This window comes from Vagococcus fluvialis, assembly GCF_048815235.1.
In the GTDB taxonomy this organism is placed as follows: Bacteria; Bacillota; Bacilli; order Lactobacillales; family Vagococcaceae; genus Vagococcus.
Genome location: NZ_JBMEAO010000006.1, coordinates 1 through 23,423, shown reverse-complemented (window position 1 = coordinate 23,423; position 23,423 = coordinate 1). Strand labels below are relative to the sequence as shown.

23 protein-coding genes are annotated in these 23,423 nt (G+C 33.3%); 13 read left to right on the top strand and 10 right to left on the bottom strand.

Annotated features, from left to right (window positions below; all coding sequences use genetic code 11):
• Window positions 1–12: 12 nt before the first annotated feature.
• From ACODH8_RS05085 to ACODH8_RS05070, 4 genes are all read left to right on the top strand, one after another.
• Window positions 13–1,686 (top strand): ribonuclease J, encoded by a 1,674-nt coding sequence (locus ACODH8_RS05085; protein WP_332465941.1) that lies wholly within the window; start codon window positions 13–15, stop codon window positions 1,684–1,686.
• Window positions 1,687–1,753: 67 nt separating this feature from the next.
• Complete coding sequence (locus ACODH8_RS05080) at window positions 1,754–3,172, top strand: MFS transporter (protein ID WP_332465940.1); 1,419 nt, start codon at window positions 1,754–1,756, stop codon at window positions 3,170–3,172.
• 197 nt (window positions 3,173–3,369) lie between these two features.
• Window positions 3,370–4,695, top strand: coding sequence for a DRTGG domain-containing protein (locus tag ACODH8_RS05075; protein ID WP_332465939.1), 1,326 nt, complete (start codon window positions 3,370–3,372; stop codon window positions 4,693–4,695).
• A 9-nt stretch (window positions 4,696–4,704) separates the two neighbouring features.
• Window positions 4,705–5,658, top strand: a complete 954-nt coding sequence (locus tag ACODH8_RS05070) for a bifunctional oligoribonuclease/PAP phosphatase NrnA (RefSeq protein WP_332465938.1) — start codon at window positions 4,705–4,707, stop codon at window positions 5,656–5,658.
• A gap of 112 nt (window positions 5,659–5,770) precedes the next feature.
• Here ACODH8_RS05070 and ACODH8_RS05065 read toward each other — a convergent pair whose 3' ends face one another.
• The 4 genes from ACODH8_RS05065 to adhE form a co-directional block, all read right to left on the bottom strand.
• The gene (locus tag ACODH8_RS05065) at window positions 5,771–6,700 is read right to left on the bottom strand and encodes a hypothetical protein (protein WP_332465937.1); all 930 of its coding nucleotides are present in this window, start codon (window positions 6,698–6,700) and stop codon (window positions 5,771–5,773) included.
• A 106-nt stretch (window positions 6,701–6,806) separates the two neighbouring features.
• A complete protein-coding gene (locus ACODH8_RS05060) occupies window positions 6,807–7,220 on the bottom strand; it encodes a hypothetical protein (RefSeq protein WP_332465936.1) in 414 nt (137 codons plus the stop codon).
• A gap of 17 nt (window positions 7,221–7,237) precedes the next feature.
• Window positions 7,238–7,660, bottom strand: coding sequence for a GNAT family N-acetyltransferase (locus tag ACODH8_RS05055; RefSeq protein WP_332465935.1), 423 nt, complete (start codon window positions 7,658–7,660; stop codon window positions 7,238–7,240).
• Window positions 7,661–7,755: 95 nt separating this feature from the next.
• Window positions 7,756–10,341, bottom strand: coding sequence for a bifunctional acetaldehyde-CoA/alcohol dehydrogenase (adhE, locus tag ACODH8_RS05050; RefSeq protein WP_420517586.1), 2,586 nt, complete (start codon window positions 10,339–10,341; stop codon window positions 7,756–7,758).
• A gap of 239 nt (window positions 10,342–10,580) precedes the next feature.
• Between adhE and ACODH8_RS05045 the strand changes: the two genes are divergently transcribed.
• The 5 genes from ACODH8_RS05045 (at window position 10,581) to ACODH8_RS05025 (ending at window position 14,345) form a co-directional block, all read left to right on the top strand.
• Window positions 10,581–11,354, top strand: a complete 774-nt coding sequence (locus tag ACODH8_RS05045) for a DNA-binding response regulator (protein WP_332465933.1) — start codon at window positions 10,581–10,583, stop codon at window positions 11,352–11,354.
• 95 nt (window positions 11,355–11,449) lie between these two features.
• On the top strand, window positions 11,450–11,713 hold the full coding sequence (locus tag ACODH8_RS05040) for a hypothetical protein (RefSeq protein WP_332465932.1): 264 nt from the start codon (window positions 11,450–11,452) through the stop codon (window positions 11,711–11,713).
• Window positions 11,700–12,143: an NUDIX domain-containing protein gene (locus tag ACODH8_RS05035; protein WP_332465931.1), complete on the top strand. Its 444-nt coding sequence runs from the start codon at window positions 11,700–11,702 to the stop codon at window positions 12,141–12,143. The genes ACODH8_RS05040 and ACODH8_RS05035 overlap by 14 nt, the downstream gene beginning before the upstream one ends.
• A 14-nt stretch (window positions 12,144–12,157) precedes the next feature.
• Window positions 12,158–13,435, top strand: a complete 1,278-nt coding sequence (locus ACODH8_RS05030) for a S41 family peptidase (protein ID WP_332465930.1) — start codon at window positions 12,158–12,160, stop codon at window positions 13,433–13,435.
• A gap of 82 nt (window positions 13,436–13,517) precedes the next feature.
• Entirely contained in the window at window positions 13,518–14,345 is an 828-nt protein-coding gene (locus ACODH8_RS05025; protein WP_332465929.1) for a DUF368 domain-containing protein, read from the top strand.
• Window positions 14,346–14,391: 46 nt separating this feature from the next.
• On the opposite strand, the gene ACODH8_RS05020 is transcribed toward ACODH8_RS05025, so the two are convergent.
• From ACODH8_RS05020 to ACODH8_RS05010, 3 genes are all read right to left on the bottom strand, one after another.
• Entirely contained in the window at window positions 14,392–14,982 is a 591-nt protein-coding gene (locus ACODH8_RS05020) for a type 1 glutamine amidotransferase family protein (RefSeq protein ID WP_332465928.1), read from the bottom strand.
• Between the two features lie 174 nt (window positions 14,983–15,156).
• Window positions 15,157–15,618: a DNA starvation/stationary phase protection protein gene (locus ACODH8_RS05015; RefSeq protein ID WP_332465927.1), complete on the bottom strand. Its 462-nt coding sequence runs from the start codon at window positions 15,616–15,618 to the stop codon at window positions 15,157–15,159.
• Window positions 15,619–15,675: 57 nt separating this feature from the next.
• Entirely contained in the window at window positions 15,676–16,200 is a 525-nt protein-coding gene (locus ACODH8_RS05010; RefSeq protein WP_332465926.1) for an HdeD family acid-resistance protein, read from the bottom strand.
• Between the two features lie 149 nt (window positions 16,201–16,349).
• On the opposite strand from ACODH8_RS05010, the gene aac(6') reads away from it, so the two are divergent.
• Window positions 16,350–16,778, top strand: a complete 429-nt coding sequence (aac(6'), locus tag ACODH8_RS05005; protein WP_332465925.1) for an aminoglycoside 6'-N-acetyltransferase — start codon at window positions 16,350–16,352, stop codon at window positions 16,776–16,778.
• A gap of 60 nt (window positions 16,779–16,838) precedes the next feature.
• On the opposite strand, the gene groL is transcribed toward aac(6'), so the two are convergent.
• Both groL and groES read right to left on the bottom strand, forming a co-directional pair.
• Window positions 16,839–18,464: a chaperonin GroEL gene (gene groL, locus ACODH8_RS05000; RefSeq protein ID WP_332525816.1), complete on the bottom strand. Its 1,626-nt coding sequence runs from the start codon at window positions 18,462–18,464 to the stop codon at window positions 16,839–16,841.
• A gap of 23 nt (window positions 18,465–18,487) precedes the next feature.
• Entirely contained in the window at window positions 18,488–18,772 is a 285-nt protein-coding gene (gene groES, locus ACODH8_RS04995) for a co-chaperone GroES (RefSeq protein ID WP_332465923.1), read from the bottom strand.
• A gap of 174 nt (window positions 18,773–18,946) precedes the next feature.
• Here groES and ACODH8_RS04990 point away from each other — a divergent pair, with 174 nt between their 5' ends.
• Complete coding sequence (locus ACODH8_RS04990; protein ID WP_332465922.1) at window positions 18,947–19,591, top strand: type II CAAX endopeptidase family protein; 645 nt, start codon at window positions 18,947–18,949, stop codon at window positions 19,589–19,591.
• A gap of 36 nt (window positions 19,592–19,627) precedes the next feature.
• Here the strand turns inward: ACODH8_RS04990 and ACODH8_RS04985 are convergent, their stop codons facing one another.
• A complete protein-coding gene (locus ACODH8_RS04985) occupies window positions 19,628–20,272 on the bottom strand; it encodes a redox-sensing transcriptional repressor Rex (RefSeq protein WP_332465921.1) in 645 nt (214 codons plus the stop codon).
• Between the two features lie 189 nt (window positions 20,273–20,461).
• Between ACODH8_RS04985 and ACODH8_RS04980 the strand changes: the two genes are divergently transcribed.
• Together ACODH8_RS04980 and ACODH8_RS04975 are read left to right on the top strand one after the other, a co-directional pair.
• Window positions 20,462–22,402 (top strand): ABC-F family ATP-binding cassette domain-containing protein, encoded by a 1,941-nt coding sequence (locus ACODH8_RS04980; protein ID WP_332465920.1) that lies wholly within the window; start codon window positions 20,462–20,464, stop codon window positions 22,400–22,402.
• A gap of 121 nt (window positions 22,403–22,523) precedes the next feature.
• Window positions 22,524–23,264, top strand: coding sequence for an SDR family oxidoreductase (locus ACODH8_RS04975; RefSeq protein WP_332466067.1), 741 nt, complete (start codon window positions 22,524–22,526; stop codon window positions 23,262–23,264).
• Window positions 23,265–23,423 lie beyond the last annotated feature (159 nt).

Genomic DNA, 23,423 nt, shown 5'->3' with positions numbered 1-23,423 from the left:
GAGGTGGAAAGAGTGAGTCAAATAAAAATAGTCCCTCTAGGTGGCGTTAGAGAAAATGGAAAGAGTATCTACGTTGTGGAGCTGGAGAAAGAAATCTTTGTTTTAGATTGCGGATTAAAATACCCAGAAAATGAGCAGTTAGGAATTGATATGGTTATTCCTGATTTTTCATATCTATTAGAAAACAAAGATAAAATTGCAGGAGTGTTCTTAAGTCATGGTCATGCCGATGCCATTGGTGCTTTACCATATCTGTTAGAGAATATTACTGTACCAGTATTTGGGTCTGAGTTAACAACTGAGTTAGCTAAAATAAATGTTAAAAATTATGCCAAAACAAAAGACTTTAATGAATTTCATGTTGTAGATGAATTTACTGAAATTGATTTTGGTAGTGCTGTGATTAGTTTCTTTAGAACAACTCATACAGTGCCAGATTCTTTAGGTATTTCAATTAGAACAAGTGAAGGAAATATTGTGTACACAGGAGATTTTAAATTTGACCAAAGCGCATCAGCTCCTTATGCAACGGATTTTGCTCGTTTAGCAGAAATTGGTAAAGAGGGCGTTTTTGCTTTACTTAGTGATTCTAGTAATTCAGAAAGCACAGCTTTAATTGCTTCTGAAAATCAAGTGGCTGAAGAAGTTTATGATACGATTCGTTATTGGGATGGTCGTATTATTGTAGCCAGTGTGGCAAGTAATATTCAACGTGTGCAACAAATTTTTGATGCAGCAGATAAAGCTGAGCGTCATATCGTCATTACTGGAAAAGATGCAGAACAAATTGTTCAAACAGCTATAAAATTAGGTAAACTAGTATTGCCTAATGAAGAATTACTAATTAGCGAAAAAGAAATGAAAAACAAACGTCCTGATCAGTTAATCATCTTAGAAACAGGTCGTATGGGTGAGCCGTTACAATCGTTACAAAAAATGGCTAGTCGTCGCCACAAATCAATCAATATCGAAGAAGGAGATTTAATTTATATTACAACTACTCCGTCTATTTCGATTGAAACGACAATGGCTAAAACGGAAGACATGATTTACCGTGCTGGTGGTCAAGTGAAAACTATTTCTGATAACCTTTATGTGTCAGGTCATGGTAACCAAAATGATCTTAAATTAATGATTAACTTAATGAAACCTAAATACCTTATTCCAGTTCAAGGTGAATACCGTTTACTAGCAGCTCATGCTGAGTTAGCTCATGAAGTAGGAATGGATTACCAAGATATCTTTATTACAGGTCGTGGAGACATTTTAGAGTTTGAAAAAGGTCGACTACGTATGACTGGTACAACAGACGCTGATAATGTATTAATTGATGGTTTAGGCGTAGGGGACGTTGGAAATATCGTTTTACGTGATCGTAAGATTTTATCTCAAGATGGTATCTTTATTGCGGTTGTGACAATCAATCGTCGTGCAAAAAAAATCATTTCAAAACCTCGTATTACGTCTAAAGGTTTTGTTTACATGAAAACAAGTACGGATTTAATGACTGAAAGTGCAACGATAGTAGAGAATGTGGTTCTTGAAAACCTAGGCAAATCAGATTTTGACTGGGGTGTCTTAAAACAAGAGATTAGAGAACAATTAAGTCGTTATCTATATGATCAAACAAAACGTAGACCGGTTATTTTACCAGTTATCATGGAATCAAGCCAAAAAAGAAAATAGAATGCACAGATGTAGGTTGACTTAGCCAAGTTGACCTACATTTGTTTTGTTAAAAGGGGAGAACAAGATGAATCAAGAAAAGATTCAAAAATATCGCTGGTTTAGTTTAGCCGCAGTGGGTTTATTTACATTCATGTCAACTTTAGATGGCAGTATTGTCAATATCGCCTTGCCAGTGATATCAGAAGATTTAGGTGTAGCCATGAACTTATCAGAATGGATTGTCTCTATTTATTTAATGGCAATCTGTGTCTTTTTACTGATTTTTGGAAAAATTGGCGATAGTTTTGGTAAAATCAAAGTGTTTAAAATTGGTACCATCGTTTTTATTATCGGTTCCTTTTTATGTGGTATTCCAGGGAGCTTACCATTATTACTTGTTTCTAGAGTAGTTCAAGCGATTGGAGCTAGTATGACAATGGCTACAAGTAGCGGGATTATTACTGAAATATTCCCAGCAAAAGAAAGAGGAAGAGCTTTAGGGCTAATTGGTTCGTTTGTTTCTTTAGGAGCGATTGCAGGGCCTGGTATTGGTGGCGTTATCTTGTCTCATTTTGAATGGTCTTATATTTTCTGGATTAACGTGCCAGTGGGTATTATTACTTTGATGTTTGGTTGGTATTTTTTACCAAAAGAAGAAGTGAAAACAGGAGAATCAATTGATTTTGTAGGATTTATTCTATTTGCTTTATTCATTATGTTATTCTTTGGCGGCATCTTCTTAGGACAGGAAATAGGATTTGATCAAAAAATAATTTGGTTAATGATTGTAGTTGCATTAGTGTCTTTAGTTGTTTTCTATCGTTATGAAATGAAACACGATAAGCCATTGGTTCAATTTAAATTATTTAGTAATAAGTTATTTACAGTCAGTTTGCTAACAGCGACGATGATTTTTATTACCAACTTTTTTGCTAATGTGGTGAATCCTTTTTATCTACAAAATGTATTAGGATTAGAAGCTAATATCGCTGGAATGCTAATGATGGTTTTCCCCTTAGTAATGGTTGTGGGAGCTCCTTTAAGTGGTTATTTAACAGATAAAAAAGGACCGCACTTGATTACGTTAATTGGATTAGTTTTAATTACACTAGGTCAAATTGGGTACTTAGTATTAGGTGAAAACTCACCTGTGCCATTATTTTTAGTTATTATGTCTCTTGTTGGAGCAGGGAACGCGATGTTCCAAGCGCCAAACAATACGATTATTATGTCTAGTGTAAAAAAAGAAGAGTATGGTGTAGCAGGGAGTTTAAATGCCTTAGCTCGAAACTTTGGAATGGTTATGGGAATCTCAATTTCGACTACTATTCTTTATAAGTCAATGAGTTTTAAAATGGGTGAACGTGTCGTTGGTTTTGTTGAAGGCCGACCAGATATTTTTGTTTACGGCATGCATACTACTTATATTGTTTCTTTTAGTATCTGTTTATTAGCAACTGTTATAACAGCGTGGCGATTCTATCAAGCTAAAAAAAGTGAATAGGAATGAAAGGGGACGACTAATTAGTCGTTCTCTTTTTATCTGTACTGCAATTATCTGATAAATTGAAATAACTGTTATAATCGTTGCAATTTATTTTACAGTGAAATCATGTTAGAATGTTAATGAGTTAGTATTTTTTTGAATGAAACAGAATATTAAAACTATAGTAAGATAAAGAAAGAATTAGGTGAATTAACATGGCAGTAACAAAACATGATCAAATTCTGGAACATATTGAAACACTACCAGTTGGTGAAAAAATATCTGTAAGAGGAATTGCGAAAGTATTATCAGTGAGTGAAGGAACTGCTTATCGCGCCATTAAAGAGGCTGAGAATATTGGTTTAGTATCCACTATTCAACGTGTTGGAACTATTAGAATCGAAAAAAAAATAAAAGAAAATATTGAAAGATTAACATTTGGTGAAGTCTCTAAAATTATTGAAGGGGATATTTTAGCAGGACGTAAAGGACTAGATAAATCACTTAAAAAGTTTATTATTGGAGCAATGACAGAAGAAAACATGCTTCGGTATATCACTTCAGGTTCTCTTATGATTGTGGGAGATAGAGAAGGCGTACAACGCTTAGCACTTGAAAATGGCGCAGCTGTTCTGTTAACAGGCGGATTTGATGTGTCTGAGGAGATTTTATCTTTAGCAGATGAAGTAGAGATGCCGATTATTAGAACGACTTATGACACGTTCACAGTAGCAACAACTATCAATCGAGCTATTAGTGACCAAATGATTAAAAAGGATATTATGCTAGTTGAAGATATCCAAACGCCATTTGAAAAAACGATTTATTTAAGTATGGGAGATACTGTTGGAGATTATCAGGAGATTTCTGAAAAAAGTGGTTTCTCACGTTTCCCTGTTGTAAACAAATCAAATCGTTTAGTGGGAATTATTACAGCTAAAGATGTTGTGAATAAGGCTCTAACACAGCCAATTGATAAAATAATGACTAAAGAGCCAAGAAGAGCAAAAAAGCATATGAGTGTGGCTAGTATTGGGCATCAGATGATTTGGGATGGACTAGAGATTGTTCCTGTGGTTGAAGATGACTTAACCTTAATTGGGATAGTTTCAAGACGTGATGTGATGAAAGCAATGCAGTTAGCTCAAAGACAACCTCAAGTATCTAATACATTATCCGATTTAATTATGGATGAAGTAGTTGAAAAAGAAGGAAAAGAAGACGCAGATTTACCAGAATTTTCATTTGTAGTGACGCCTCAAATGGTAAATAATATGGGGACACTTTCATTTGGTGTGTTAAACCAGATTATATCAAAAGTAGCTCAAAGAACTTTAACAGTGAAATATCATTATAACTCTGTGATTGAACAAATGAGTTTGTATTATTTTAAATTGATTCAAATTGATAGTGAAATAGAATTTAAGTCTCAAATTATTGAAGTTGGTCGACGTTCTGCTAAACTAGATATTGAAGTCTTTATTGATAACGTTGTTGTAGCTAAAGCAATTACAGTTTGCCAGTTAATGGAACAGGCATAGGAGGAAGAAATGAAAGTAACTCAAGAGATATTAGAAAAAATAAAAGAATATGATAAAATCATGATTCACCGTCATCAAAGTCCAGATATGGATGCATTAGGTTCTCAAGGAGGATTAGCTGAGATTTTACGAGCTTCTTTTCCTGAAAAAGAAATTTACGTAGTTGGAGGACCTGTTAACACTCTTTCATATTTAATTGAGATGGAAGAAGTAACAGATGAGATGTATCAAGGAGCCTTAGTGATTGTAACAGACACTGCTAATGAGCCACGTATCAGTGGAGAGCAATACAAATTAGGTGACTTTTTAATTAAAATGGACCACCATCCTGATGATGAGCCTTACGGAGACCTATCATGGGTTAATACGAAATCAAGTAGTGCCAGTGAATTGATTTATGATTTTTATACAGAATTTGAAAAAGAATTAGTGATGACTGTTGAAGCAGCAAGATTGTTGTACGCCGGAATTATTGGAGATACAGGACGATTCAAGTACCCAGCAACAACTAGTCACACATTATTTGTTGGTAGTAAATTAAGAGAATTTGACTTTGATGTGGCAGAATTAAACCGTGAAATGACTGAAATGCCAGAAAATGTTTTACGTTTGTCAGGTTATGTTATGGAAAACGTTCAAGTAGATGAAAATGGAGCAGGAATGGTCTTATTATCACAAGAAGTTTTAGACCGCTTTGGTGTCGTTGATTCTGAAACACCTGCAATTATTCCAATTCCTGGTAAAGTAAGAGGAATGAAAGCCTGGGCAATATTTGTGGCTCAACCAGAAGGTTTTTACCGTGTTCGCTTACGTTCTAAAGGTCCAATTATTAACACGATTGCTAAACGCCATCATGGTGGCGGGCACCCGTTAGCAAGCGGCGCTAATGCAAGTAATCTAGACGAAGTAGCTGAAATCTATGAAGAAATTCAAGAGTTAGTTGCTGATTATGTGAATAAATAAAAAAAGATCATATTATCTGTGGATAATGTAGTGCACCCCCTAAAGTTAGACCAAAAATTCTAACTTTAGGGGTGCACTACATTATATGGTCTTTTTTATGGTTTTAATATAGTTATTTTTTCTTATCTTTGTTAATCGTTTCTTGCATCTCACTTTGTAAATCGATGATTTTAGTCATTAATTCTTGTTGATTAGTTAAAATAGTTGTTAGCTGATCAGTTGTAACTGTTTCTTCTGTTTTAATTTCTTTAGTTTTTTCTGCTTTCTCAGCTTTTTTACTTTCACGTTTCTCTACTTTACGTTTTAGTTTTAACTCTCTAAAAGATTTTACAATCAAACGATATTCAAATAATTGAGAGACTAAAAGAGTTCCAAATCCTCCACACATAAGTAAAAAGTAATGGAATTTTAATTCGCTTAAACGATTAAAGTAATGATTAATTACATCAGGGATTTGAGCGATTTCTTTAACGTTAGCAATTAACCCCTTAACATGTTCGATAACCATAGATACATCTCGAGGTAAATAGCCTAAAGAGAATTGATAATTAAAAATAAAATCTTTCCATTTCTCACTGAGTAGTTGGAGTTGCTTAGGTGTTACTCGGTTAAGAGACGTTGAGATAGTAGTATAAGTCTCTAAGGATGTAGTACCTAAAATATAAGCATAATAAAAACTACCAAATAATAAAGTCAGTAATCCAAGAACAAGAAGAAAATCAAATTTTCTTAATTGCTCGATATAATGGACACGCCATAACTTAAATAGAAAATGAATAATCAAGATAATGAAAAGTAAAATTTCAATAATAAGAAATCCACCTGTTAGAATGGCACCATTTATGGCTCGACTAGTTAAGGCATCAAGCGTATTATCGCTAGTGATTAATGCGATAATATTGGGAATAGAAAAAGATAATTGCGTTTGGAAAAGTCCAAATAAAATTCTCTTTTGAAAATACATTAATATAAAGTAAATAATTGTAAAAATAAAAACAGAATGATAAACACTTTGACGAGTTAATTTTTTATGAAATAGCATAACAAAACCTCCTACAAACTAAGTAAGTTTATTTTACCATGCTATTAAGATTAGGCACATCTATTTTGTATCAAAAAAGAGGACGAATTGAGTCGTCCTCTGAGAATTAAATCGCTTTTTTATTGTCTACAAAACCTAATGTTTTCCAAATAGCTTGTTCACTTAACTCAGAAGAAATCTCAAGAGAAGTGATACCAGTTTCTTGGACTGTTTTTTCAAGAGCTAAGTATAATGTTTCTGCTAATTCATCAGTAGCATGTTCTTTTAATAAGAATTGATGAATAAAAGCTCCTTGTTTAGTTGGGTAGTCCTCGATTAAATCAATTACACCGATTAATGAAGCATCATCAAAAATACCGTAAATGTATTTAGCATCTAAGTTTGAGCCTTCTGGTACAAAGTCTAAGATACTTGAGCTAGAAGAGCCTTCTAGTAAAGCTTCTAATTCAGTTGAATTTTCAGTATTTGATAATAGTTTAATGTGAATCGTTGGGAATTTTGGATGTGTAAAATCTTTCATTGGTTAATAACTCCTTCTTATTTTCTCCAAAGAGCGACGATGTTAGCATCTGAAACAGGGATGAGACCATGTTGTTCATACCATTCTACAGTTGTTTGGTTCTCAGGACTATTGTCTGTAATTAAAACAAATTGTCTGATATGAGAGGTCTCTTTTTTTACTTTTTCTAATAATGTACTGCCGATACCTCTGTTTTGAAATTCTGGAAGAACAAGTAAATCTTGAACATATTCAATCGAAACACCATCACCAATTGTTCTGATGAGGCCAACTAATTGATTATCATACCAAGCACTGATGACAAGACGACTACCTTGTAGTAGTACGTTTAAGTCAGTTAATTGCTCTGTGTAAGATGTCCAACCAATTGAGATGTATAAATTACGTAAGGATTGATCAGCAATATGTTTAGTTGTTTCGTAGTGAATTGTTTGAGTCATATAATTCCTCCTTCACGTCACTCATGAGATACCTCTAGAATACCTTATCTAGAGCAAAAAAAACAGTCTAAATCTAGACTGTTTTTTTAGATATCCTATACACCTTCGTAAGCATCAATGATAATTTGTTTTAGTTCGCTAATTAAAGGCTCTTTTGGATTAGCTGTTGTACATTGGTCTTCGTAAGCTAATTCAGCCATTCTATCAACTGTAGTGTCAAGGACTTGTTGTGTCACGCCTTGTGCTTTAAGGCTCATATCAATTCCAACATCTTTTCCAAGTTGAATAATTTCTAAAACTAAAGCTTCAACTAATTCTTCTGTTGTATTGCCTGCAAATCCTAAATCTCTTGCAATTTGAGCGTAATCTTCATGTGCTCTAAAGTAATCGTATTTAGGGAAGATAGCATGTTTTTGTGGGTCTTTTGCATTGTAGCGAATAATATGTGGTAACAAAATAGCGTTAGTTCTACCATGTGGAATGTTGTATTCACCACCAATTTTATGAGCTACTGAGTGACAAATTCCTAAGAAAGCATTAGCAAAAGCCATACCAGCAATAGCAGAAGCGTTATGCATTTTTTCGCGAGCGATAGGGTCTTGATTATTTACAGAGTTTCTTAGATTGGCAAAGACTAATTTAATGGCTTCTAAACTTAATCCTCTTGTATAATCACTTGCCATAACTGATACATATGATTCTAACGCATGAGTTAAAACGTCCATTCCAGTATCAGCAGAAATTGATCTTGGAACTGATAAAACAAATTGTGGGTCAATGATTGCCACGTCTGGTGTTAAAGCATAATCTGCTAACGGGTATTTAACGTGTGTTTCACTATCTGTAATAACCGCAAATGGTGTTACCTCAGCTCCAGTACCAGAAGTAGTTGGTACACAAACTAAACGAGATTTTTCAGCTTTCGGGAATTTATAGATACGTTTTCTAATATCTAAGAATTTTTGTTTAGCTCCAAAGAATTCAGTTTCCGGATGTTCATAGAATAACCACATACCTTTAGCTGCATCGATGGCTGAACCACCACCTAAAGCAATAATGGTATCAGGTTTGAAATTAACAATTTGTTCAGTTCCTTTGTAAACTGTATTAGTTGATGGGTTAGGTTCTACATCTGAGAAAATCTCAAATTGAACTTTATTATGACGCTTTCTTAATTCATCAACAATTAAATCAGCATATCCTAATTGAACCATACCAGGGTCACAAACAATAAAGGCTCTTTCAATGTCTTCCATCACTTGTAAGTATTGAATTGAGTTTTTCTCAAAGAAGATTCGATTAGGTAATCTAAACCACTGCATATTTGTTCTCCTTTTAGCTAAAGTTTTATAGTTCAATAAATTAACCGTTGAAACGTTTTGAGAGATAGAGTTTTTACCGTATGAACCACAACCTAATGTTAAAGATGGAATCATTTCGTTATAAATATCTCCAATACCACCTTGAGATGTCGGTGTGTTAACTAAGATACGACAAGCTTTCATTTTTAAAGCATAGGCAATTTGTAAATCTTCGTCTTCCGTATGGGTACAAGCTGTGTGTCCTAGACCTGTTTCAAGCATTTGTTCAGCTAATTTAAAGCCTTCTTCATGAGAATGAGATTTAACCATTGCTAAAACTGGAGAGAGTTTTTCAAGAGAAAGAGGATGTTCTTTTCCAGTTCCTTCTAATTCTACAATGATCATTTTAGTTCCAGCAGGTACTTTAACTCCCGCTTTTTCAGCAATATATGTAGCAGGTTTTCCAACTACTTCAGGATTAACAGCTGTTTTATTTTCATTCATGACATAGTTTTCGATTAAATCTTTTTCTTTTGATGAACAAATATGAACTTGATGCGCTTGGAATTCTTTTTTGACTTCATCATAAATTTCAGTATCAACAATGATTCCTTGCTCTGAAGCACAAATCATACCGTTATCAAATGTTTTAGAGACAATTAAATCGTTAACAGCTCGTTTGATTTTAGCTGTTTTTTCAATATAAGCAGGGGTGTTACCAGGGCCTACACCAATAGCAGGTTTTCCAGTTGAATAAGCCGCTTTAACCATACCAGAACCACCTGTTGCTAATACAGAAGCAATATTCTCATGATTCATTAGGAGATTAGTTGCTTCAATGGAAGGCGTGTCAACCCACTGAATACAATCAACAGGAGCACCAGCTTTAATAGCTGCGTCACGTACCACTCTTGCTGCTTCAGCTGATGATTGTTGTGCTGCTGGGTGAAAGGCAAAAATAATCGGATTACGAGTTTTAAGAGCAATCATTGCTTTAAAAATAGTTGTTGAAGTAGGGTTTGTCGTCGGTGTAACACCACATAAAACACCGATTGGAGCAGCGATTTGAACAATACCAGTTTGTTTATCTTCATCAATAACGCCAACTGTTTTATTATGTTTAATATTATTCCAAATACTTTCTGAAGCGAACATGTTTTTAATGGCTTTATCTTCATAAACACCACGGCCAGTTTCTTCTACAGCTAATTTTGCTAGAGGCATATGTTGATCAATTGCAGCTAAGCTCATCTCGTATACGATAGTATCAACTTGTTCTTGGTTAAGCGTTTCCATTTCGCTTAAGGCCACATTTCCTTTTTGTACCAAGTGATTGATTGTTTCTTCAATAGTGATAGCTTGTTTACTTTCTTTACTCATTGTAATCCTCCTATTAGTTTTTGATTGTGTATTGATTTCTTATGACACATTAAGAATATCATTTTTCACAAAATGATTGTTAGGACTTTTTTTGACTAAATTTGGATAAAATTAAGATAAGGTTAAAAAATAAGCTAAAACAAAACGATTGTTGTGATATAATCTATGTATATAAATAATACGTTATTAAAATATTGCAGATTGTTTGTGAAGTTAGGTTCGAAGAAAGTAGGGGTATTATGTGTTATGTATTAAAAGTAACTCAAGATGTTCAACTTAATGGCATGCTAGATCAACTCTTTCTAAAGTATTTTGTTAATGTCATTCAATTACCAGATGCTATAAATGCTCAAGAAGCCTTGGCAGTAGCTAAAAATCATTCACCTGAAATATTACTAATTGATTTAAACTTACAAGATGATAATCCTCATGACATTATTCATCAGGTGAAAACCAGACATCCTAATGTTAGATGTATTTTTTTTGATCAAGAAGAAAATTTTAAGAATATTCAATACGCAATGAGAAGTGGTGCGATTGATTATTTAGTGAAACCACTTATTGAAGAGGAGGCTTTAACGAGTATTCACCGAGCTATTATTTCGTTAAATCAGGTCTCTCTTTTAAATCATCGAGTAAATGGTGTGAAAACAACAGCTAACGAAACTATTTTGCCGATGATTGAATACATTCATGAGAATTATCAAACAGAACTAAACTTGGATAAACTAGCAGACTTTATGCATTTAAACAAAACTTATTTATGTCAGTTATTTAAAAAAGAGGTTGGAATGACTTACATTGCTTATTTAACGGAGTATCGTGTGGAGCAAGCTAAAAAATTATTAAGAGAAACAAGTGATTCTTTAGCTGAAATAAGTGAGTTGATTGGTTATGCAGATCCTGCTTATTTTAGCCGGATTTTTAAAAAATATGAAGGTATCAGTCCTAATCAATATCGTCAAACCTACAAAGGAGACTATGTAGGCGCAACATTTTATGGAAATACATAGTAAATAAGGGGATGAATTGTCAGAACAATTCGTCTCTTTATTTTGTTTGTGATAAAATGAATAAACAAAATAGAACAAGGGAGGAAGTAGAAAAAATGAAAATATACCAAGATTATTTACAAACGAGACAGTTGAGGGAAGGTTTTTTGACATGGTTATTAATTAGAAAAATGAAATTTAGACATCAATGTGTGGTCATTTTTATATTAATCGCAAGTTGGTTAATAGCTGCTCCTTATCTTGTTTTCTGGGTTAATTTTTTTAAAGGAAGTTTAGTTCTTAGCTTACTTTTATTTATTGGTTACGGTGCTAAATACATTATAAATAGCCTTAAAAGGAGACAATATGACAGATATTAGAGTAAAAATAGATAATTATAAGTTTGATATGAGAGCATGTGGCATTTTGGAATATGAGGGGAAGGTGTTAATTTCAACTGAAGTTGATGGCACTCAAACTTTAAGTAGTGGAGCTGTTAAGTTAGGCGAAACATCAGAAGAAGCAGTAGTTCGCGAGTTTTTAGAAGAAACCAATCTTCATGTGACAGTGGATAAGTTGATAGCTGTTGTGGAAAACTTATTTGAATTTGAAAATGCTCCTTATCAACAAGTCATTTTTGTTTATTTTTTGAGCTTAAATGAAAAGGAACAACAAGAATTAATATGTAAGGAAAAAGTAAATGCTTCATGGGTGAATAAAAATCTTGTGACCATGCTAAAACCAGAGCTCTTAAATGAATTAGTAGGTTTAGAAACTAAAGGTGTTCTTCATATGACTAATAAAGATTGAAAGGAAATGATTAGGTGAAAGATAAAATTTCTGATATTTTAATAATTAATCATTATGTTTTGACTGTTTTTCCTTATTGGACAGATGAGTTAATGAGTAAGTGGCATGAGAAGGTAACAACTCTATTAATGTCTGTTAATGAAGAGATGACACAAGTCGAATTTTATAAAGAACTCATGAAGCTCGCGGCTATTTTAAATGACGGACATACTTTAGTTTATTTACCCAAAGAAATAAAAGAGGAGATAGGTTACTTTCCTGTTGAGTTGGGTTTACTTGAGGGGAAATTAGTTATTCTAAGTGGTAATGGAGATGTGGATAAGTATTTATACCAGCCTATAAAAAATATTAACGGGATAAGCGCTGAAGATTATCTTCAAATGTGTTCAGAACATGGTTGGGCTCATCATAATGAATTTTCTATGGGAATGACACAATTATCTTCATCTTTTTTCTTTGACGGAGAAGAGTTGAAGGTGATATTTGAAGCAGGTCAAACGTTACATTTACCTTATTTAAAAGAAAGGTATTACCCTAAAAAAGAAATAGTCGAATATATATCGCAACCTTTTGATATTCTTTATGAATCAGAGGCGATGGTTATCTTAAAAGTGGCTTCTAAAATAGTAGTTAAACTTAATCATTTTATGTCAGAAAATATAGTTCCTGAATTTTTTTGTTATGTGGATGCTTATTTATCTGCAGAAGAACTTATTTTTGATGTGAGAGATAATTTTGGTGGGAATTCGGGAATTGCTAATGAGATAGCTCAGGCTTTTTTTGATGAGCCAATTGAAATGGAGAAGGCATCGCGTCAAGTGGTAGACAGTGAAAAAATAGCGATTGCTTCAATGATACTTTATGGTATGGATTCTGAAGTGGCTAAAAAAACTCATAGAGAAGAATATAACGCTTTAAATCATCAATCGTTAAAAATTGAAATTGAAAAAAATGATTTGATTAAGTATATGGGTGTATTAAATCAGCTACCAGTTAAAATATTACAAAATAGAATGACCTATTCCTCTGGCGAAAATTTTATTATCAATTTTGATAATAAAAAAAGAGCTACTTTGATTGGGGAAACCACTGCTGGTTCAACGGGTCAACCAGCTTGGTTATCCTTAAAAACAGGTGGTATGTTTATGGTGACTGCTAAAAAAGTAGAATATCCAAATGGCAAAAAACATCATAATTTAGGCATAGAACCAGATGTTTTTATAAGTGAAACATTAATGAGCAAAAGAAACAGGATTGATACAATATTAAATTATGCCTTAGAACAAAAATGATTCAACTGTCTCTGAGTATTATTTTTTCTTTTTCTTAACATATCAGTTATTATGAAGATTGACTAATTTTAAGGAGACGATTATGGAAAACAGTAACAAAGATTGGTTTCTAAGATTTATCAAAGGAATGTTTATAGGATCAGGTTTTATTTTACCAGGAGTTAGTGGGGGAGCTTTGGCTGCTATTTTTGGTATTTATGAGCGAATCATTTCTTTTTTAGCCCATATAACTAAAAACTTTAAAGAAAATGTTTTGTACTTTTTACCTGTTGGTTTAGGCGGTGTGACGGGAGTCTTTTTACTTTCTTTTGGTGTTAGTTTTTTACTAGGACAGTATGAAACGATTATTTTATGGTTTTTTGTTGGTTGTATTGTTGGAACGATACCTTCACTATGGAAGGAAGCTGGTAAAAAGGGGCGTAGTCAAGGGGATAAAGTTATCATGGCTATTACATTTGTATTAGCTTTTATTTTCTTAGTTTATGGCGAATCTTTATTTAATGGTCAAGTCGTTCAAAACACATGGACTTGGATGATTGCAGGAGGCTTGATTGGGTTAGGTTTAATTGTTCCAGGTTTAAGTCCTTCAAACTTTTTAGTTTATATGGGCATGTATAAAGCAATGTCTGATGGGATAAAAACACTCAACTTTAGTGTCATTCTTCCAATTGCATTTGGAGCGATTGTTGTTGTGTTGTTATTATCCAAAATAATGGATTACATTTTTAGTATTGCTTATGCTAAGCTGTTTCATTTTATTTTAGGAGTTGTTTTTGCTTCAACGATTATGATTATTCCTAAAGACTATACAGGTTTTGGTATAATGCAATATGGCTTATGCTTTGTTATGTTGATATTAGGAGCTTTATTAGGTTCTTGGATGAGTAAATTAGAAGAGAAATATAAATAAAAGAAGTCTGGCCATTTTGGGTCAGACTTCTTTTATTTATATATTTTTAGTGGAAAGGGTTACCGTATTTTTCAACATAAGTGTAGTAACCCATACGTTGTAAACCTATCTCTCGGTGACGAATTTTTTCAGTTTCGAAATCTAATTTTTCCAACAAAGCTTCAGTGAAGTCAATAGCAGCTGTTCCGTTTGCTGTGACTAAATTTTTGTCGCTAACACATTGAACTTCTTTGAAGTTTTCAGGAGTTGTGTATTTTTCATATTCTTGCCAGAAAAATAGAGCATTTCCAGTATGTTTGTAAGGTGTTAATAAGCCATTTTTTGCTAAATAATCTACAGCACCGCAAATAGCGCCAACGATTAAATCGCTATTTAAAAAGGTTGTTACTTTCTCTAATAATGTTTCATTAGAAATTTGCCAATTATTGCCACCAATTAAAATAAAAGTATCTATTTTCTCTGGTAATTCATCAATTAAATAATCTACAGTAGTTTTGAATCCACCAATAGAAGTTACTTTTTTTTTAGTAGAAGCTGTTTTAACTTCCCATTCTTTACTTGTGTTTAAAATACTTGAAAGGTAAGCTCCTTCCCAATCTGCGTATTCATCGACTAAAAATAAAATTGCTGTTTTCATAAATGATATCATCCTTTATTTTAATTTGTTAAAGTAATTATAGCATAAAAAGAACTCATGTTCGGTGTTAAATAATGATTAAAATATGATTAATTTATATATAATGTACTAAAAATAATTATCAGAACTACAAAAGAGACTGTAACATATTCATGTCACAGTCTCTTGTTTTGATTATAGATTAGGAGCTTGGCCTAATTCAGCTTGAAGCATCCAAATATTTTTTTGAATAGCTCCTTTAAACGAGATAAATAGATCTTCTGTTACTTGGTCCCCTTCATCTCCAGCAGTTTTAATTCCTTCCGAATAAAGTTTGTCTAAATAACGATAACCTGAAATCAACGTTTCTAAATGTGTTGTCATAGGAGCCTCAAAGGTTCCAGTTGAATCAGGTAATTTAGTATTTTCACTAAACTCTTTTAAGGTAGAAAAAGGTGCGCCACCAATTGTGATTAAACGCTCTGCTACTTCATCAAGTTGTGCGTCAATCTCTTCCATGTACGTGTCCATTCTAGGGTGTAAGGTTAAAAATCCTGTGCCGCGCATGTACCAATGTGCCTGATGAATAATTGTTGAAAACTGAACTAAATCTGCCACTAATTGATTCAATACTACTTTTGTTTGCTCTTGATTCATTAAATCCTCTCCTTTATTGAATGTTGTTCTTTTATTATAACACATTTTGATGTGTCGTTAAAAAGCTCTGACGGTATAAATAATTCCTGCGATTAGGAAATAGGTACCCACTAACCAAGAAATACTTAGAGCAGCAATAAGAGGTTGTGAAAGTAAAATGAATCCAAGAATAATACTGATAATACTAGCAATAATCATTAACCAAAAATAACTTTTTGAAATATCGCGATAAATACTAGCTAAAAGTAATTCACCAATAGATTCAACAATAAACCATATAGAAAAAACAAAAGGCAAAGCTATAATACTACTAGTCATATTAAAAATAAGGAAGATACCAATAAGGATATTAATAATCCCAAGAAAAACAAGTCGTTTAGATTGATAATAGGTGTATTCTTTCAGTTTAAAATGTCCAAAAAGCTGTAATATCCCTTTTAAAACAGCTGAAAAAGAAAAAACTAAGACAATAGCTGCTAAGTTTGAGATAGGTGTTTTAAACGAAAATAAGGCTACTAGGATCATTAGGACACCAATAATAAAAGAACTCCAATCAAATTTTGTTTCATGATGTGTCGACATAATGTTTCATTCCTTTCTCTATGCTATACATTAATTTTAACATTCCTTTTTTGAAATAACTAATGATAACTGGTTAAAACTACAAGTTAATGGTATAAAAAGAGTGATATCATGTTTTATAAGGCTAAAGAAGGAAAAGGAGTGAACTTATGATTGAAACATGTTGTATTGAAGAGATAAGTGATTTAGTTCAATTAGCTAAAAATATCTATGATGGAAGCACGGAACAAGAGTTATATCAGGAATTTTTAGAGTGTCTGAAAGATTCTAAAAGTGAGTTGCTTTTGTTTAAAGAAAATAGAATTATGATTGGTTTTGCTCAATTTCAAATTAGGACAGATTATGTTGAAGGAACTAGTTCTAGTCCTTGCGGTTATTTAGAAGGTGTATTTGTTTTGGAAGGTCACAGACGACAAGGAATTGCTAAAAAGTTAGTAGAAGCAGGAGAGAAGTGGTGTGAAGAGCAAGGTTGTATCGAAATTGGTAGTGATTGCCATATTGATAATCTTGAGAGCTTTAAGTTTCATCAACAGATTGGTTTTAGAGAAGTCAGTCGCAATATCCATTTTGTAAAATAATAAAAAACCACTTAAAACAAATTGTTTTAAGTGGTTTAAGTTTTTTATGGATAAATGGAACTACATCATTCCGCCCATCATTGATGGGTCCATTCCAGGCATCATTGGAGCGTCGTTGCTTGGTTTGTCAGCAATAACACCTTCAGTTGTTAATAATAAAGCAGAAACACTTGCTGCATTTTGTAAAGCAGAGCGAGTTACTTTAGTTGGATCAACGATTCCAGCATCAATCATGTTTACCCATTCATCTGTTTTAGCGTTATAACCAATACCAGGTTGTGCTTGTTTTAATTTATCAACAATGACAGAACCTTCTAAACCAGCATTTTCAGCGATTTGACGTACAGGTTCTTCTAAAGCGCGTAAAACAATTTTAACACCAGTTGCTTCGTCACCAGTTGCTTCAATTTCAGCAATTTTTGGTAAGACGTTTACAAATGCAGTACCACCACCAGGGACGATACCTTCTTCAACAGCAGCACGAGTTGCGTTTAACGCGTCTTCAATACGTAGTTTTAATTCTTTTAATTCTGTTTCAGTAGCAGCCCCAACTTTAACCACGGCAACTCCGCCAGCAAGTTTTGCTAGACGTTCCTGTAGTTTTTCACGGTCAAAATCAGAAGTTGTTTCAGCGATTTGAGAGCGAATTAATGAAACGCGATTTTCAATAGCGTCTTTGTTTCCGCCACCTTCAACGATGACAGTGTTGTCTTTGTCGATAACAACTTTACTTGCAGTACCTAAAGCTTCGATAGTAGTATCTTTAAGATCTAAACCTAAGTCTTCAGTGATAACAGTCGCACCAGTTAAAGTTGCAATGTCTTGTAACATTTCTTTACGACGATCACCAAATCCAGGTGCTTTAACAGCAGCAACATTAAATGTTCCACGGATTTTATTTAAGACTAATGTAGGTAAAGCTTCCCCATCAACATCATCAGCAATAATTAATAATGGTTTACCTTCTTGTAAGATTTGTTCTAATAAAGGTAAAATATCTTGAATGTTTGAGATTTTTTTATCTGTAATTAGTAGGTAAGGATTGTCTAAGACAGCTTCCATTTTGTCGTTGTCAGTTACCATGTATTGAGATAAATAACCACGGTCAAATTGCATACCTTCAACTACATCTAATTCAGTTTCAATCCCTTTAGATTCTTCAATAGTAATAACACCGTCATTACCAACTTTACTCATTGCTTCAGAGATTAACTCTCCAATTGTGTCACTTCCAGAAGAAACTGACGCTACTTGAGCAATAGCTTCTTTTGAATCAACTTGTTTAGATAAAGTATGTAATTCTTCTACAGCCACTTTAGTTGCCATTTCGATTCCTCGGCGAATACCGATTGGGTTAGCACCAGCAGTGACGTTTTTAAGTCCTTCGCGAACGATAGCTTGTGTTAAAACAGTAGCAGTAGTAGTACCGTCACCAGCGATGTCATTTGTTTTAGAAGCTACTTCAGCTACTAATTGAGCACCCATGTTTTCAAAACGATCTTCTAACTCAACTTCTTTAGCAATAGTCACACCGTCATTTGTAATTAATGGTGAACCAAAAGATTTATCTAAAACAACGTTACGTCCTTTAGGTCCTAATGTTACTTTCACAATGTTTGCTAATGTATCTACACCACGCATCATAGAGCTACGTGCGTCTTCAGAAAATTTAATTTCTTTTGTCATAATTCTTCCACCTCATAGATTTTTTATTTAACGATTGCGATAATATCTTTTTCGTGTACGATTAGGTAATCTTTACCGTCGTATTTAACTTCTTGTCCAGCGTATTTTTCAAACATAACCGTTTGATCAACTTCAACTTCAAGAGAAAGTCTTTCTCCGTTTGGTAAGAAGCGTCCTTCTCCCACAGCCACAATTATGCCTGTTTGAGATTTTTCTTTAGAAGCAGATGTTAGTAGGAAGCTTCCTGCTGTTTGTTCTACCTCTTCTTTGACTTCAATAATAACGCGATCTCCTAATGGTTTTAACAATTGATATCCCTCCATAAAATAAAGAATAATGTTTTTTGTTAGCACTCGGTAATATTGAGTGCTAACTTACTTCTTCATCATACCTATTTTTTTTCTTATTTGCAAGAATTATGCTAATGAAGTCTTTTTCTGTGTTATCATAGAAAAAAGACAAAATTATTCAGGAGGTACTCCATGTCTATTAATAAAAATACACTTTGGACAGTCTTTTTCTTTTTAAGTGCGTTAATGAGTCCAGCTTTATTTGCCGAATTACCATTTATTCCCAATGAATGGATAGCTAATTTGACAGCGCTGATGTATATTTTAGGGGCGATATTATTAATTGTTATCAATCTAAAAACAAATAAAAAAGATACATTATCAGAAGAGAAAGATGATTATGGTTTAATCATTAGTTTAGGATTAATTTCTATTGTAGGTAGTTTCTTTTTACAAACATTTTTAGCTCTTATTGAAATTGTTGTATTTAATCAACCTATGGGATCACAAAATACCCAAGATATTACTTCTATCATTAAGAGTGCACCGTTCTTTATTATCGCGGTGACAATCGCAGGACCCATTATGGAAGAATTTGTTTTCCGTTTTAGTTTAATTAATTTTTTAAATCAAAAATTAAACATTTGGGTTTCGGCTGTTATCAGTTCATTTATATTTGCAGCTCTTCACGGAGATGGCCATTATCTTGTTTATGGTGGCTTAGGTTTCTTATTTTTCTTAATTTATAGAAAGACAGGCTCACTCTTAACATCGATTATTGCTCATGCAGGAATGAATACAGCAGTCATATTATTACAATTATTAATTTTAAAATAAAAAATGAGGACGACTTTTTAAGTCATCCTCATTTTTTTATTCTTTATCGTCTTCTTTGTAATGAGATAAGAAGTAGATTAATGTTTGCATTTCATTGGTTAAGTCAACGTTTTGAATTTGCACATGCTCAGGAACATTCAATCTAACTGGCGTAAAGTTCATGATCCCTTTAACTCCTGCTTCAACAAGGCGGTCTGCATTTTCTTGTGCAAAATCAGTTGGTACAGTTAGAATAGCTACTTCAATGTGTTGTTCTTTGATTTGCTGTACCATGTCATCTGATGAGTAGACAGGAACGCCATCAATGATTCTTCCAACAATATCTTCTTTAACATCAAAAGCAGCGCTAATACGGATGCTATCACTTTGATGGAAGCGGTAATTAACTAAAGCGCGTCCCATGTTACCAACTCCGATTAAGGCAACGTTCGTTAATTCGTCTTCGTTTAGTGTTTTAGCAAAAAAGTTCATTAAACTTTCTACATCGTATCCATATCCACGTTTTCCAAGTTCACCAAAGTATGAAAAATCACGGCGAATAGTGGCGCTATCAACTTTAACGGCTTCACTTAATTCAGTAGATGATACTTTTTTCTTCCCTGAATCAAATAAAAACTTTAAATAGCGGTAATATAAAGGTAATCTCTTAGCCGTAGCCTTTGGTATAGTTGTTTCTTTCATTATTTTTTCCCTCACTTAAAATATATAAACTGTCTAATTGTTATAAACTTCACTTTACATAGAATACCTTTAGAATGAGCCAAATGCAATTTATTAGCTTGTAAAAAGCTTGAATTATCACAATTGAACTTTATCAATAACAACAAAATATGATAAACTGAGCTCAGTATATAAAAGGTGGAGAAGACGATGATTTTATTACAAGCAAGTCAAGTCGCGCGTCTGTTTGGAGACGAAGTGTTATTTGAAAACATGCAAATGGAAATACAAGATAGAAGTCGAATCGCTCTTGTTGGTCGAAATGGGACTGGTAAATCGACATTTTTAAAGATTTTAGCAGGAATAGAAGAAGCAGATAAAGGAACGATTTCTAAAACAAAAGAGTTAACGTTAGGTTATTTAGACCAACATACAGGATTGGAATCAGATAAAACAATTTGGGAAGAAATGCTTGCTGTTTTTGAACCAATCCAAAGAATGGAAAAACGATTAAGGTTTTTGGAAACACAAATTTCAGATTCCAACGTTCAAAATGACGAAAAAGAATACCAACAAGTATTAAATGAATACGATCGTTTACAACATGAGTTTAATGATTTAAATGGATATGGTTACGAATCAGAAATTAAATCTGTTTTACACGGTTTCCGTTTTGATGAAACGTATTACAATCATTTGATTAGTAATCTTTCTGGAGGTCAAAAAACAAGATTAGCTCTAGCCAGACTATTACTTGAAAAACCAGACCTATTAATTCTAGATGAGCCGACGAACCATTTAGATATTGACACCCTTGGTTGGTTAGAGAATTATCTACAAAATTATCGTGGGGCACTATTAATGGTATCCCATGACCGTTACTTTTTAGATAAGATTGTGCAAGAAGTTTATGAGATTAGTCGCCGCAAGATGAGTCATTATAAAGGTAATTATAGTCGTTATCTTGATCAAAAAGCTGAGAGACTAGAACGTGAGTGGAAAGAGTATGAGAAGCAACAGGTTGAAATCAATAAATTAGAAGATTTTGTAGCACGAAATTTAGTAAGAGCCTCAACAACTAAGAGAGCTCAAAGCAGAAGAAAACAATTAGATAAAATGGAACGAATGGATCGTCCACAAGGGGATGAAAAATCAGCTAACTTTTTATTTGGTATTGAAAGAGAATCAGGGCGTGAAGTGTTAGAAGTCAGTTCCGTAGCTATTGGTTATGAAGACACCATTTTATGTGAGCCAATTGATTTTAGTATTAGAAAACAAGAAGCGATTGCTTTAGTTGGACCAAATGGAGTTGGGAAATCAACCTTATTAAAGTCAATTATTGATATGATTCCTTTAATTAAAGGGGAAAAACGATTAGGTCATCATGTCTCTATAGGATACTATGACCAGGAACAAGCAACGTTAAATTCACAACAAACGATTTTAGAAGAGCTATGGTCGGAACATCGAACAACACCAGAAAAAGATATTAGAACCGTACTAGGCAGCTTTTTATTTTCAGGAGAAGATGTGAAGAAAACAATTCCTTTATTAAGTGGGGGAGAAAAAGCAAGAGTTGCTTTGGCTAAATTATCAATGAATAAAGATAATTTCTTAATTCTAGATGAGCCAACGAACCATTTAGATATTGATAGTAAAGAAGTCTTAGAAAATGCACTGATAGATTATGAAGGAACTATTTTATTCGTATCCCATGACCGTTATTTTATTAATCGAATTGCTACCAGTGTATTGGAATTATCAGACGAAGGTAGTAAATTATATCACGGCAACTATGATTATTATTTAGAGAAGAAGTTTGAGGAAGAGCAACTAAAAGAACTTCTTGATGAAGAGGAAACTGTTGTTTCAGAAGTTAAAACTGATACGAAGAAAAATTTCGAACTAGACAAACAAAAGCAAAGAGAGCAACGAACTCTAGAGCGTCAAGTAGAAGCCTTGGAAAAAGAATTGCATGAACTGGAAGAAGCAACTGAAGCTTTACAAGAAGAAATGGGCTTACCAGAAAATTTAGAAGATCATGGTGTTTTACAGGAACTTAATGAAAAACTAAATAAAAAATTCGAAAGACAAGAACAACTACTTGAAGAATGGGAAAATGCTTCGGTAGCTTTAGAAGAATTTGAATAATGAAATAGTTAAAGAAAAGGATGATTTTTTGTCATCCTTTTTTTCGTAGGCAGAAACAATGACAAAAACAAAGAAAACGGTTACAATAAAGGTAGGTATAAAAGAAAGGAAGTTTGATGCTATGGGAAAATTAGCTAATAAGGTTGCTTTGGTAACAGGCGGTTTGTCAGGTATTGGGCTTGCAACAGTAAAGAAGTTTTTAGATGAGGGAGCTAATGTTGTTATTGGTGACATTAATGAGGAACTCTCTAAAAGTGTAATGGAAAAACTCCCAGAAGAACGAGTTGCATTTGTTAAATTAGATGTGACAAAGGAAGATAGTTGGAAGAATGCTGTGACATTAATCCTAGACAGGTTCGGTAAACTAAATATTCTTGTTAATAATGCCGGGATTGGGAAAGCAATTGATATTGAACATGGGTCATTAGAAGATTGGAACTTAATCATTGATATCAATTTAACGAGCGTCTTTTTAGGAACTAAGTATGGTATAAAAACAATGAAACTCAATGATGAAGGAAACTCTATTATTAATATTTCATCAATGATGGGATTAGTAAGTGAACCTTCAACGGTAGCTTATAGCGCTTCTAAAGGTGGCGTTCGACTGCTATCTAAATCAGCAGCTCTTTATGCAGCTCAAGAAGGATATAATATTCGTGTTAACAGTGTTCACCCAGGTTATGTTGAAACAACGATGTTACCAGGTGAAGCATTACCTGTTATGAAACAATTAAATCCGATTAAACGATTAGGTCGTCCTGAAGAATTAGCCAATTTAATTAGTTATTTAGGAAGTGACGAGTCTAGTTATTCAACAGGAAGTGAGTTTGTAGCCGATGGAGGTTACACTGCTCAGTAATAATAAAAAAGATTGAGATTAGTTATGATTAGTGTAGTGCACCCCTAAAGTTAGACCAAAAAATCTAACTTTAGGGGTGTATTTTTATGACAAAGTATAACTATAAATTTAAGCATAAAGTTGTCCGAGAATATCTAAATAGTGATGTTAGTTATTCCT

Excerpts from the sequence above, each read along its gene's own strand:
- ACODH8_RS05080 (WP_332465940.1), top strand. The coding sequence starts at position 1,754 with ATGAATCAAGAAAAGATTCAAAAATATCGCTGGTTTAGTTTAGCCGCA.
- ACODH8_RS05075 (WP_332465939.1), top strand. The coding sequence starts at position 3,370 with ATGGCAGTAACAAAACATGATCAAATTCTGGAACATATTGAAACACTA.
- ACODH8_RS05070 (WP_332465938.1), top strand. The coding sequence starts at position 4,705 with ATGAAAGTAACTCAAGAGATATTAGAAAAAATAAAAGAATATGATAAA.
- ACODH8_RS05065 (WP_332465937.1), bottom strand. The coding sequence starts at position 6,700 with ATGCTATTTCATAAAAAATTAACTCGTCAAAGTGTTTATCATTCTGTT.
- ACODH8_RS05060 (WP_332465936.1), bottom strand. The coding sequence starts at position 7,220 with ATGAAAGATTTTACACATCCAAAATTCCCAACGATTCACATTAAACTA.
- ACODH8_RS05055 (WP_332465935.1), bottom strand. The coding sequence starts at position 7,660 with ATGACTCAAACAATTCACTACGAAACAACTAAACATATTGCTGATCAA.
- adhE (WP_420517586.1), bottom strand. The coding sequence starts at position 10,341 with ATGAGTAAAGAAAGTAAACAAGCTATCACTATTGAAGAAACAATCAAT.
- ACODH8_RS05045 (WP_332465933.1), top strand. The coding sequence starts at position 10,581 with ATGTGTTATGTATTAAAAGTAACTCAAGATGTTCAACTTAATGGCATG.
- ACODH8_RS05040 (WP_332465932.1), top strand. The coding sequence starts at position 11,450 with ATGAAAATATACCAAGATTATTTACAAACGAGACAGTTGAGGGAAGGT.
- ACODH8_RS05035 (WP_332465931.1), top strand. The coding sequence starts at position 11,700 with ATGACAGATATTAGAGTAAAAATAGATAATTATAAGTTTGATATGAGA.
- ACODH8_RS05025 (WP_332465929.1), top strand. The coding sequence starts at position 13,518 with ATGGAAAACAGTAACAAAGATTGGTTTCTAAGATTTATCAAAGGAATG.
- ACODH8_RS05020 (WP_332465928.1), bottom strand. The coding sequence starts at position 14,982 with ATGAAAACAGCAATTTTATTTTTAGTCGATGAATACGCAGATTGGGAA.
- ACODH8_RS05015 (WP_332465927.1), bottom strand. The coding sequence starts at position 15,618 with ATGAATCAAGAGCAAACAAAAGTAGTATTGAATCAATTAGTGGCAGAT.
- ACODH8_RS05010 (WP_332465926.1), bottom strand. The coding sequence starts at position 16,200 with ATGTCGACACATCATGAAACAAAATTTGATTGGAGTTCTTTTATTATT.
- groL (WP_332525816.1), bottom strand. The coding sequence starts at position 18,464 with ATGACAAAAGAAATTAAATTTTCTGAAGACGCACGTAGCTCTATGATG.
- ACODH8_RS04990 (WP_332465922.1), top strand. The coding sequence starts at position 18,947 with ATGTCTATTAATAAAAATACACTTTGGACAGTCTTTTTCTTTTTAAGT.
- ACODH8_RS04985 (WP_332465921.1), bottom strand. The coding sequence starts at position 20,272 with ATGAAAGAAACAACTATACCAAAGGCTACGGCTAAGAGATTACCTTTA.
- ACODH8_RS04980 (WP_332465920.1), top strand. The coding sequence starts at position 20,462 with ATGATTTTATTACAAGCAAGTCAAGTCGCGCGTCTGTTTGGAGACGAA.
- ACODH8_RS04975 (WP_332466067.1), top strand. The coding sequence starts at position 22,524 with ATGGGAAAATTAGCTAATAAGGTTGCTTTGGTAACAGGCGGTTTGTCA.